The following is a 12,246-nucleotide window of genomic DNA, read 5'->3' on the forward strand; positions in this document are numbered from 1 at the left end:
TGACAGCTTATAATATAGGCGACAGCAATCGAGAGATCGATTCCTTAACTCGAATCCATCTCGCTCTGTGACTATACTCGTCCAGTGTAAGAAGCTTGCTATCTTCGATGTCCTTTTCGAATATGCGCGCCAGACGCCTTGAGAACTCCTTATCGTACAGGAACGCATTCACCTCAAAATTGAGCTTGAAGCTTCTCACATCTATGTTTGCTGTGCCAACTGATGAAATTTCTTCATCCACGACAATTGTTTTCGCATGGATAAACCCTTTGTTATAAATATATACCTTTGCCCCTGCCTTCAACATCTCACCAACATGAGATAATGTCGCCCAATATACAAAGAGATGATCTGGTTTATTAGGAACCATAAGGTTCACTTCAACACCAGACATACAAGCAATCCGCAGAGCATCCAACAGGCTAGCATCCGGGATAAAATAGGGCGTTTGGATCGACACAGATTTTTTCGCTGACAAAATCATTTTGATATAGCCGATTTTGATATTTTCCGTTTCCGAGTCGGGACCGCTGGACACAATCTGTATCCCAACCTTCCCCTTCGCTTCAGGCTGAGGATAGTATCCCGAGTCATACCCTATATCATGACCGGAAGCTTGATTCCAGTCTAGGATGAAACGTGTCTGCAGCGCAAATACAGCTGTCCCCTCAACTCTAATATGGGTATCCCGCCAATAGCCGAATTTCTTGCTCACTCCCACATATTCATCACCGACATTGAATCCACCTGTATAGCCAATTTTCCCGTCGATAACGACCATTTTCCGATGATTTCTGTAATTTAATCGGAGATTGATGAGACGGAAGCGAGACGGAAAGAAGATGGCGATTTCACCACCTGCATCAAGAAAATCCTTGAAGAAGCTTCTCGTCAATGCTCTTGAGCCCATTTCATCATAGAGGACTTTTACTTTAATACCACTCTTAGCCCTTTCGGTTAATGCCTCCATCAACCTCTTCCCCGTCGAATCCCTCTTGATTATGTAATATTGAACATGAATATGCTCCTTAGCTTCACGAATATCCTGATACAGCCGATTAAACTTCTCTTCTCCATCAATAAGCAGCTCAACCTGGTTATCTTCTGCATATACTGCGTGATTATTAATCGCATGCAAATAAATTAATTCCAAATTGTTCGTTGCGCTTTCATTTGTAGGATGGAATTGTCTTGAGAATAACAGATTATTTTGCTGCTCCGATAATTTACTCGTTTCGCTTTTCTTAAAATCTCGCCACCGGAATAACTTCGAACGGCTTAAGTTTTGCGCAAACAACAAATAGACCACAAATCCAAGAAGAGGGATAAAGAACAATACGAGTAACCATGCCCACGTGGTTCCGATGTCCCTTCTCTCTAGAAACACGATAGCTGCTGCAAAGATCATGTTAAGAACGAGAACAATGCTCAGTAGAACCTGAGTGATATCCATTTATGTATTCCTTCCTGTTCGTGCATTAAGTAACAACTAAAAACTGAACCTCACTATTATGACCCTATTGCTCCTGCGAGCCATTATAGATAATAACCGCATCAAACTCAACACCTTTCACTAAATATACTGGGATATAATGAATTTCTTTAATATAAAATACCGATTTCGATCTTTTTTATTGCCAAATAACTGTTTACTTAATATACTGTTTACATAACACACAGTTTAGAAGCCTATGGAGGAGTGAAAACATGAGTAAATTGGCCATTGATGTAAAAGGATTACGTAAAAAGTTCGGCAGCCATGTCGTGCTTAACGGTATTGATATCTCCGTACCGGTGGGCACTGTTTATGCCCTGCTTGGTCCAAACGGCGCTGGAAAGACAACGCTAATCCATATCCTGTCTACGTTGGTCGCCCCTGACGAAGGATCCGTAAAGGTAGCCGGTTACGATGTTGTTTCCGAAAAGAATAAGGTGAAACAATCCATTAGTCTTACTGGACAATTCGCCGCAGTCGATGAAATGCTCACAAGTGAAGAAAATCTACAAATGATTTGCAGACTTTCTGGACTCACTATTGCAGAATCCCGTACTCGAACAGACGAACTACTGAAGCACTTCGATCTAACCGCCGCAGCCAAAAAACTAGTCAAAACGTATTCAGGAGGGATGCGCCGCCGACTTGATCTCGCTATTAGTCTTGTTGTAAGTCGCCCAGTGTTATTCTTGGATGAGCCGACGACAGGTCTGGATACGATTAGCCGACGGGCCTTATGGGAAATCATCCTTCAGTTGAAGGCACAAGGGATAACCATATTTCTCACGACTCAGTATTTAGAAGAAGCGGATCAACTCGCTGATAGGATCGCAGTAATAAACGGCGGCCATGTCGTTGCGAGTGGAACAGCCAATGATTTGAAGTCAAAATTAGGTGGCGAAGTCATTGAACTGCACAATTCCAATGAAGAATTGATCGGAACGGTTTCTACGACTGGAACAATCCATGATATACGACTATCACTTAATGAGCTCGCCCTGAAATACCCGCAAGAGACACGTGTTAGCATTCGAAAACCGAGTTTAGATGATGTATTTCTTCTCCTGACATCGAAAAAATTGGAGGAATCCCTATCATGACAAATATAACCCCTCGAGCGTTCACTAAGTCCTCATCCTTTGGCTTAACGAATGCCGTGTTCATTGGACGCAGCATTCGTCTAAGCCTGCGCAATACCGAGGCATTGATTATGGCCATTATGCTTCCCGTCATGCTCATGCTACTGTTCACATACGTGTTTGGTGGGGCTATCGATCCAGGTGGAAACTATGTGAACTACGTTGTGCCCGGTATCATTCTACTCTGCGCCGGATTCGGCTCTGCCAGTACAGCGGTTGATGTCGCTCATGACATGACGAACGGAATCATTGATCGATTTCGGACAATGCCGATCCAAAGTCTAAGTGTTATTACAGGTCATGTCGTCGCAAGCCTTGCTCGTAACTCACTAGCAACTGCCGTTGTCATTGGTGTTGCATTTCTAGTTGGTTTTCGGCCCTCAGCCAATGCGATCGAATGGTTAGCCGCATTAGGGATCATTATCTTGTTTATCCTTACCTTCACCTGGCTATTTGCCGCCATCGGATTGGTCTCGGGTAGTCCTTCCGCCGCTAGCAGTTATGGGTTTGCATTGCTATTCCTGCCCTACCTATCCAGTGCCTTTGTTCCAACGGACACGATGCCGAATTGGTTGCAAGGCGTTGCGAACCACCAGCCGATCACACCAGTTATTGAAACGATCCGTGGACTACTTACGGGTACCCCGATCCATGATCAAGCGTGGTGGGCAATCGGTTGGTGCTCGTTCATCCTCCTTACATCCCTCATATGGTGCTTCATCGCATTTCAGAAGAAAGCAGGACGGAGATAACAGTTATCAAGATACCAAAAAGAACAGCGATTAGACAATTGTCTAACCGCTGTTCTTTTTATACGGCTATACTTTTCGGTATTTCACGCTGTATCCGACGATATAGGCTTCTTGTTAACAAGAAAGTATTCGATTCCGTCAAGAATCCGTTCCATTCCAAAATCGAAATCATTGCCGACCGTGTTATCACTCTCATTCTCGTCTGTGTATGCACCGGACATGATGACCGGGTGCAGATTTGGAAAGCGCTCCGGCTTAACTAATTGCTTGAGCGCCGCGCTATAGTCCAATCCACTAAAAGTACTGGGACTCCCACCAGCTATGATGGCCCTATCCATATCCCGTTGAATCAACCCGCAAGAGCGTGAGTAACTACTTAGAAGAAGCAGGATTGACATCTTTTCATAATCATTTAATGAAAATTTACGCATGATCCGGAGCACCCAATCAATCATTTGTAGATTATTCGGTGTAACCGGGACACTCATGATCGGGATATCTCCATACCAGGGATGAATCCGAAAAACATCGATGACAGCATGCACGTATTCTCGCATTTCTTCGCGCCAATCCGCGTCCTCCTTCTCGGGAGGTATAGAAATCTCACATGCAGCGTCCTGCATAAGCATAAGCAGGTCATCCTTGCTGGAAATGTACCTATATAGTGACATCGTGGTAAAGCCCAAGGAACCAGCAACCCGATTCATCGAGACAGCGGAAAGCCCTTCCTTATCCGCGATTGAGATTGCTGCCTCTACTATCTTTTTGATGCTCAGTTCGCCTTTTGGACCTCTTTTGGGTTGTTTACCCAACCCCCATCCGAGCTTTGCACCGTTAGGCAAATTATTCAATGCCTCGTGATCCAGGTGATCCTTATTTTGCATATATCCAAGTCCCCCATAGTTCTACGCCATGAATGAATCTTGTAGCTTTGTTTTAAACTAGCCTCTGTGTAAATTGTTTACCTGATATACAGTATACCATAAGAAGCTATCTTCTCTAATGGCACTTAAACATTTCCTAGCTGTCTCCTATGCTTCTTAACTCTACTCCACACCAGTAACCCGACCGCAGCTATGATCGCCATACTTATCAACGAAACTAGCCATCCCTTACTCAAATAGGTGTGATACTTCATCCAATAGATATGAATCCAGCGCCCCATGAAAATAAAGATAGCTGCCCAAAACATAGTAGCCAAAGCATTATAAATAAAAAACAGCTTAAATGAAAATTGATTTATCCCGCTTAGATAGGGCACGAAAACACGTACCCCAGTAATAAACTTGGATAAAAAGAATACCGGAATTCGATACTGCAATAGCATCCTCTCCGCTACCTTTAGTCTTTTGTCGGTAACACCGACGTACTTACCATATTTTATCAAAACTGAACTACCGACTTTAGAGCCAATATAATAGGCAATCGTTGCACCTATCATATTTCCCAGAACTGCAGAAATAAACAATGGAAGGAATGAAAACGTACCATTAGATACACCTATTCCAGCTATCGTAAGCGTTGTTTCAACAGGAAACGGAAGCCCAATCATCTCAAGCGTAAATACGACGAAAATACCGATATACCCGTATTGCTGAAGTAATTCCTGGATATGAGAATGAATGATGTCTCCCCCTGCTCTTCCCTATGTCAAAAGAGATCGTTACATGTCGTTTAAAGTCATTGTTGGTCTTGTTTCTATCATAGATGAAAATCAGAAAAGATAATAGACCTGAAAGCTAAAGTAACTTATCTACCTGGACAATCACATTTTCAAACCAGCGACCATTGATTGTAACGATTAGCTTCCATACCCCAGCCGTTGGCAACATCATACTTGAAGGAATACTCGCATCTGCTCCGTTGACTTTACCCGGGCTAAGATAACCATCGAACACACGTAGAAACTCATCCGTTGATTGCTTTGCAGCATATATCACTAAGTTTCCTTTCACTTCCTCACTCGTACCCCAGAAGTGCCACAAATACTTATTCCTCTTCGCTTCAATAAACCCCATGCCAATAAAACCTAGCTTCTCCTCGATCCCCGTCAATTGGGACATTTCTGATTTAAAGGATGGACTTAACTGCCAATCCCCATCTGGAACGTCCAAAACGATTTCTCCATTATTAGATCCGTCAATAAACATTTGAAAAGTCCATTTTCCAGCCAATGGGATCGCCATATCTGAAACAATTTGTGTTTGAGTGAACGTTGCCCCCGATGTACTGCGAAGCATACCGTACTCTTGCGCATTCGTCTCATTAATCGTAATTTCTGGAAGCTCCTCTATCGTTAAACCGGTTTGTTCATGAATCCCAACAATCCTTACCTTACGATCAAGCAATTCAGCGATCGGTTTGCTAATCATCCATCTAGCACCTGCACGCTTACCCGCAACTTGATCACCACCGGGGAAAACCTCCCACTGAACGACTCCATTGGAACGATACTCATTGTGTGCTGTCTTTGACGGATTCTCATGCTGAACAATTGATCGCTCGTTCCCTATTCCTGAACGGTCATACATGATAGTCACAACAATTAATGTCGTTAATAGTACTGCAGTTGATATCCTATATGATGTCCGTCTACTCCTCTGCCTTATCCGAACTGATTGACTAAAGGTATTCAATACTTTATTTGTTTTCTCGATGGACCACTGAGGACGATCAAATGGGGTTTGTGAAAGTTCATCATACCAGCTAGGCTTTGAGTCTTTACTCATATTCAAGCTCCTCCCGCTCAATCTTTAGAATAGTTTCCATTTTTGCACGGGCTCTGTGCAATCGAGATTTGATTGTTCCCTCCGATACTTTCAACAACTGAGCTATTTCTGAATAGGAAAGCTGGTAATGAGCATCCAGTATTAATACTTCTCTTAGCTTAACCGGTAACATCATAATCGATTTCCAGATTGACTTAATCCCCATCTGTTCTAATACTTCTTGTTCTGCGGATCTCTGATTTGCCTTGTGAGGATTAAAGCCCACCAAGATTACCCGCTTGATAAAGGAGGATTTCAGCCAATTGATTGAAGCATGACGAGCAATCGTCAATAGCCATGTTTTCGGTGAACTCCTGCTTTCAAAACGATGCAGATTTCGATATGCATTCAGGAAAACATCCTGTGTGATGTCATCCGCTGCGTCTCGATTCTTAACTAGCATAAAGGAATAATTCCATACATCGTTTCCATACTGGGTCATCAGCGCCTCTATAATAGAGTTGACGTTGTCATCCGTGATCTCGACGCTTTTCAAGTACTCCAAATGGATCACCTCGTTTAATTAGACAATCAAAGTAGGATTTTGTTCCATTTTCAACAAAGAAAAGAGCAAATTGCCCTAAGCAACTGCTCCTTCTCTTTGCGATGTTCAATTCTATTTGCGGATAATGACAACGTTAATTCACCTTAACTCATGATTGAGTAACAAACCGGTAAGCCATAAGAGCATACACCCTCGCAGCTTGAATAACTTCATCCATGGGTACGAATTCATCCGGAGCATGTGCCACATTAATGCTGCCAGGACCGTAAAGCACAGATGGTATACCTGCAGCTGACAGCAACTCTACCTCAGCATAGCCGTTAAAGCCCATCAATTCTGGCTTCTGACTCGTTGCATCTTGGATAGAGCTCGACAAGCGGCGAACGACTTCTTCCTCTTCAGGGATAGTCCACGTACTGAAGCTTTGTCTAACCACTAACTCTACCCCTATTTGCTCACTCTCATTGATCGAAGCGGTCAATTTCCGAATCTCTATTTCAGCCTCATCCATAGATTCAGAAGGCAGAACCTGCCGATCAAACTCTAGCTCGCAATAATCAGGTACTAGTGTCACGCCTACTCCACCCTGAATTTTGCCAACATTCACAGTCGGATATCGAAGATCAGGATCGCTATAATCCTTGGCTAAGCTATCATTATAAGAGCGTAATGCTTCAATATATCGACTCATCTTGTAAATGGCATTCTCCCCGTTGAAAGCAACACCGGTATGAGCACTCTTCCCATAGGTTCTAGCCGAGAACTCTATCGCTCCCTTTAATCGGTTACCGATCCGTAGGCTTGTGGGCTCTGATACATACGCCATCACACAATCCGCTAGTTTGTTGTCAGAGAGTAATGCTGTTGTTCCAAGGAAATTAACCTCTTCATCTATAACAGCAGTAAATATTAAGCCTCTTATGAATTTCGTTTTGCTTTCCACTAAGGCCTTAATGGCATAGATCATAGCTGCCAAACCGGCCTTCATATCGCAAGAGCCCAGACCATACAAGCGTCCATCTCGGATCTCAGCTGCCCAGGGGTCAGAGCTCCATAATTTCAAGTTCCCTACAGGTACAGTATCTGTATGACCATTAAATAAGATCTTTTCCGACTGCTCGCCTTCCAAAATAACAATAACATTAAACCGATCGCCATCAACTGGCTGTATTTCCACCTGACAGCCAAAAGATTGCAAAGTATGTGCGATGAGGTTGGCAACTGCCATCTCCCTGCCTGGAGGGTTCTCACTGTTCGTACGAACCAACGCTTGGAGAAATCCGATTAGTTCGGCCTCATCGATAGATTGAAGCAATTCGTTCTCTTCTCTAGTAAGCATGCTTATCTGCCTCACCCTCTATTAAATCTTTCCCAGCAACCATATGGCGGACAATCCCCCATCCCCCATATAACGGACAATTGTAACGTAATAAAAAAAGCCACCTAGCTAATAGGTATGGCTTCTAATCATTTCACTTCTAATAATCGACTTTAGAGACTTATTCCTCAAGCCGTAGCTTCACGGAATGAGCATGTGCCTGCAAGCCTTCGAATGTGGCAAGTGCCGCTATTTTATGCCCATTGGCTACCATATCCGAACGGCTATAGCTAACGAGGCTCATTTTCTTAATAAAATCGTCAACGGATAAGGGTGACGAGAATCGTGCTCTGCCGTTAGTCGGTAGCACATGGTTAGGACCAACGAAATAATCCCCAATCGCAACAGGACTGTTGTTGCCGACAAACACAGCGCCTGCATGCTTTACTTTACCCAAGTGTTCAAAGGGGTCCGCGATACATAATTGCAGATGCTCGGTTGCTAGCTCGTTGACAATATCGAACGCTTCTTCCAAACTCGTCGCGATACATATTGCGCTCCACTGCGAAATGGACTGAGCGGCAATTTCCTTGCGATCTAGCTGAGGTAGTTGATTGCGTACCTCTTCCTGCACTTTCTCAGCAATTTCATCTGATGTCGTAATCAAGATCGCAGATGCCAACGGATCGTGCTCAGCTTGTGCAAGTAAGTCTGCTGCAATGTACGCAGGGTTGGCCGTTTCATCAGCTAAGATTACAACCTCACTCGGTCCCGCTATCATATCGATATCGACAGTTCCGAACACTTCACGCTTGGCCGCCGCTACGAATGCATTGCCAGGTCCGGTTATTTTGTCAACTTTACCGATTGTTTCTGTGCCATAAGCTAATGCTGCTATCGCCTGAGCTCCACCGACTTTATACACTTCTGTAATGCCTAATTCGTGGGCAGCCACGAGTACCGCCGGATTGATGCGGCCATCCTTGCCCGGAGGTGTCGTCATGATAATCTCTTTCACACCCGCCGTTAGTGCTGGTATTGCGTTCATCATCACAGAAGAGGGATATGCAGCAGTGCCGCCAGGAACATAAATACCCACACGCTCCAATGGCCGAATCAGTTGTCCAAGTATCGTTCCAGTCTCGGAGGTAGTCATCCAAGATTGCCGCAGCTGTCTTTCATGATAGTCTCGGATATTCCCAATCGCACTGCGTATCGCATCTAGCAAATGTGCATCTATAGCGTGATAAGCTTGCTGGAATTCATCAGGTTGAACAGCCAATTGTATGAGCACGACGCTATCAAACTTCTCAGTCAACTCGTGTAGAGCCTGATCACCTTGCCGTTTCACCTGTTCAATAATACTCAACACGGCTTCCCTGCGATCTTGACCTAAAGCAGCCTCACTACGATTAACCTGTAATTCCTGTCGTTGCATTTTCTTAAGCATCATTCCACGCTCCTTCAAGCCAAGCTACCCATTCGACAATTTCTTCAATGACTTCTGGCGTTCTAATTCGGAAATGATTGCTCTCTTATATTCCAGAAATTCGATTGATAATTGGTCATTGAAATCCCTTGGCTTCGGAATCTCAATCGTTAATTCTTTGGCAATTTTACCTGGATGAGCGCTCATGATGTATACACGATCAGATAAATAAATCGCTTCGTCAACGTCATGTGTTACGAATAGAACACTACACTTTTCCTCAGACCATACCTTCATGACAAGGTCTTGCATTTCTCTACGGGTTTGAGCATCTAATGCCCCGAAAGGTTCGTCCATTAACAACAGCGAAGGATGGAATACTAAGGCCCGGGCAATCGCCACACGCTGCTGCATTCCCCCAGACAATTGAGCGGGGTAAGAATTTTCGAAGCCCTTAAGACCAACTAAATCGAGATAATGATAGGCTTTTTCCTTTTTTTGCGCCTTGCTTAATTCATCCACATTTTTCAAAGCAAAGGCAACATTCTCCCATGCATGCATCCACGGTAGCAGGCTGTATTGCTGGAACACGACTCCCCTGTCTTTACCTGCACCAACAATAGGATCGTTATGTAGCAGTAGCTCACCTTCTGTCTTAGGATCAAGACCTGCCACTAATCTGAGAAAGGTAGACTTCCCGCAACCGGATGGTCCAAGTAATGAAACAAACTCTCCCTTATGGATCGTCAGATTCACATTTTCCATAGCAGTAATTACTTTTTTATGACTAACAAAGGTTTTCGTCACATTCCTGGCAACTAACATCTCTTCCAGCTTGTTCTCATGTTCTTTGTTTGCTTGCATTGCTAATGTCCCTCCTTATCCCTTTGCTTTCTCGAGCGCTTTCCAAGGGAACATCTTTTTGTATACGAGTGAAAACAGCAAATCTGTAATCAAACCTAATAACCCAATGACCAGAATCCCCAGAACAATTCGATCGGTGGCTAGATAACGTTGTGCTTGCATAATTCGATAGCCTAGTCCTGAGTTAGCAGCTACCAATTCTGCGACGACGAGATAGGTCCACGCCCATCCCCAAGTGGTGCGGAATGTATCCATCATACCTGGAAGTGCAGCCTTAAATGTGATGTTCCTTAGCACTTCACCCTTGGTAAAGCCTAACGTCTGACCGACTTCAATTAATGATTTATTTACGGTTTTGCAATTATCTGCGATCATAATAACCTCTTGAAAGAAAACGCCCAGAAAAAGAATAAAAAACTTCTGAATGTCAGAAGCACCAAACCACAAAATCGACAAAGGAATGAAAGCAACTGCAGGCATGTAACGAATCAAGCCAATTAGTGGCTCCCAGATCGCCTGCCAAGTGCGGGACGTCGCAATCATCATCCCAATTGGAACCGCGAATACTGTAGAAATAAGGAAACCGAACGAAATCCGATAAAAGCTTGTTCCAACATCCTTAAAGAAAATGCCTTCTTTAATTTCTTCACCCAAAGCCTTAACGGTATCTCCAGGTGTAGGTAGGAATAGACTATCTACCATATTTGAATATGTAAAAATGGACCAAACTGCCAGCACGAGTAGGACACTGGATATCGAATAAATGGTATACCGCGACATGATCTGTCTCCTTTCCGAATCCACTCAACGCTATGCTTCAAGATCCCAGCTCAATAACATGCGAACGATAATACGCTACCGGATCATGAAGCATAGCAGGTGGAATATAACCTATCAAATCTAGTAATTCACAATTCTATTACTTTGTTGGAACAACTTTATTCAAATCAACCTCAGCTTTAAGTGCGCCTTGATCGATCAGAATCTGTTGGATGTTCTGAACTGTTTTCAATAGCTCGCCGGAATCCAGAAGCTGGCTCTGCTCTTCCGATGTGAAATATTTCAATCCATCTAGAATAACTGGAAGCTCCTCAACAGGAATACCACTTTCCTTAGCTACAATTGCGTTACCTGCATCTGGGTTAGCTTTCCAATATTCCATTGTTTCGTCCCATACTTGCTGCAGCTTTTGTTTCACTTCTGAATTTTTTTCTAAGAAGTCTGTGCGAACAACAGCAAGATCACTGATCAGCCCAGGTGCATTCTCACCAGAGTACAGCATTTTTGCTTCGCCTTTGCTTGTAATCGCTGAGATATATGGCTCGTATGTAACTGCAGCGTCTACTTTTTTGGCCAATAGCGCCATACCCGCATCAGAAGCTGGCATTAGTACAAAGGTAACCTCGTCAGCACTAATGTTGTTTTCTTTTAACGCTCTTCTAATAAGTAGATCGGAAGTTGTACCTTCCTCGAAAGCTACCTTCTTACCTTTCAATTGCTCAATGCTAGTGATGTCTTTCCCGCCAAGCACAGCATCCGCTTTATGAGATTCATCGAGGAATAGAACTCCACTCATCTTAATCCCATCAATCGCTGCTAGTTTAATAGCCGTATGCGTCGCAATATTCGAGACTTGAATAACGTCTGCAGCAAAAGCTGCATTCAGGTCTGCATCTTGGTTAAACATTTTGATTGTGACATCCAAGCCATGCTTCTTGAAAATCCCTGCTTGATCAGCAATCCACCAAGGACCATTCCCTACCCAAGGCTGTACGCCCATGCTTAAGGAGATAGGTTCAGATGAGGGCTCAGACGATGCTGAAGCAGAAGCTGTCGGGGATGACGTCGATGAAGATGACTTTTCCCCATTGTTATTAGAATTTGATCCGCACGCTGATAGCAATCCTACAGTAAGACATAGAACAGTAAACATAGCCCACTTCTTCATTCTCGACTACACTCCATCTCAATTCGTT

At 43.7% G+C, this 12,246-nt stretch carries 12 protein-coding genes; 2 read left to right on the forward strand and 10 right to left on the reverse strand.

Annotation, left to right across the window (positions count from 1 at the left end; all coding sequences use genetic code 11):
- Positions 1-7: 7 nt before the first annotated feature.
- Positions 8-1,453: a cardiolipin synthase gene (gene cls / locus M1K58_RS06960; RefSeq protein ID WP_256757925.1), complete on the reverse strand. Its 1,446-nt coding sequence runs from the start codon at positions 1,451-1,453 to the stop codon at positions 8-10.
- Positions 1,454-1,707: 254 nt separating this feature from the next.
- Here cls and M1K58_RS06965 point away from each other — a divergent pair, with 254 nt between their 5' ends.
- On the forward strand, positions 1,708-2,595 hold the full coding sequence (locus tag M1K58_RS06965) for an ATP-binding cassette domain-containing protein (RefSeq protein WP_256757926.1): 888 nt from the start codon (positions 1,708-1,710) through the stop codon (positions 2,593-2,595).
- Positions 2,592-3,386 carry an ABC transporter permease gene (locus tag M1K58_RS06970; protein ID WP_256757927.1) on the forward strand — a complete coding sequence of 265 codons (795 nt, stop codon included), beginning with the start codon at positions 2,592-2,594 and terminating at the stop codon, positions 3,384-3,386. Before M1K58_RS06965 ends, M1K58_RS06970 begins: the two co-directional genes overlap by 4 nt.
- Positions 3,387-3,469: 83 nt before the next feature.
- Here the strand turns inward: M1K58_RS06970 and M1K58_RS06975 are convergent, their stop codons facing one another.
- The 9 genes from M1K58_RS06975 to M1K58_RS07015 form a co-directional block, all read right to left on the reverse strand.
- On the reverse strand, positions 3,470-4,270 hold the full coding sequence (locus tag M1K58_RS06975) for a TetR/AcrR family transcriptional regulator (RefSeq protein ID WP_256757928.1): 801 nt from the start codon (positions 4,268-4,270) through the stop codon (positions 3,470-3,472).
- A gap of 125 nt (positions 4,271-4,395) precedes the next feature.
- Positions 4,396-4,938 carry a DedA family protein gene (locus tag M1K58_RS06980; protein ID WP_256757929.1) on the reverse strand — a complete coding sequence of 181 codons (543 nt, stop codon included), beginning with the start codon at positions 4,936-4,938 and terminating at the stop codon, positions 4,396-4,398.
- Between the two features lie 187 nt (positions 4,939-5,125).
- Positions 5,126-6,115, reverse strand: a complete 990-nt coding sequence (locus tag M1K58_RS06985; protein WP_256757930.1) for a DUF4871 domain-containing protein — start codon at positions 6,113-6,115, stop codon at positions 5,126-5,128.
- Positions 6,108-6,668: an RNA polymerase sigma factor gene (locus tag M1K58_RS06990; protein ID WP_372339114.1), complete on the reverse strand. Its 561-nt coding sequence runs from the start codon at positions 6,666-6,668 to the stop codon at positions 6,108-6,110. Before M1K58_RS06990 ends, M1K58_RS06985 begins: the two co-directional genes overlap by 8 nt.
- 139 nt (positions 6,669-6,807) lie before the next feature.
- Complete coding sequence (locus M1K58_RS06995; RefSeq protein ID WP_256757932.1) at positions 6,808-7,998, reverse strand: M20 family metallopeptidase; 1,191 nt, start codon at positions 7,996-7,998, stop codon at positions 6,808-6,810.
- Between the two features lie 160 nt (positions 7,999-8,158).
- On the reverse strand, positions 8,159-9,427 hold the full coding sequence (gene hisD / locus M1K58_RS07000) for a histidinol dehydrogenase (protein WP_256758273.1): 1,269 nt from the start codon (positions 9,425-9,427) through the stop codon (positions 8,159-8,161).
- 24 nt (positions 9,428-9,451) lie between these two features.
- Positions 9,452-10,270 carry an ABC transporter ATP-binding protein gene (locus M1K58_RS07005; RefSeq protein WP_256757933.1) on the reverse strand — a complete coding sequence of 273 codons (819 nt, stop codon included), beginning with the start codon at positions 10,268-10,270 and terminating at the stop codon, positions 9,452-9,454.
- A gap of 15 nt (positions 10,271-10,285) precedes the next feature.
- Positions 10,286-11,050, reverse strand: a complete 765-nt coding sequence (locus M1K58_RS07010; RefSeq protein WP_256757934.1) for an ABC transporter permease — start codon at positions 11,048-11,050, stop codon at positions 10,286-10,288.
- Positions 11,051-11,189: 139 nt separating this feature from the next.
- Positions 11,190-12,218 (reverse strand): ABC transporter substrate-binding protein, encoded by a 1,029-nt coding sequence (locus M1K58_RS07015; protein WP_256757935.1) that lies wholly within the window; start codon positions 12,216-12,218, stop codon positions 11,190-11,192.
- Between the last annotated feature and the right edge of the window lie 28 nt (positions 12,219-12,246).

It is taken from the genome of Cohnella sp. WQ 127256, assembly GCF_024519285.1.
GTDB lineage: Bacteria > Bacillota > Bacilli > Paenibacillales > Paenibacillaceae > Cohnella.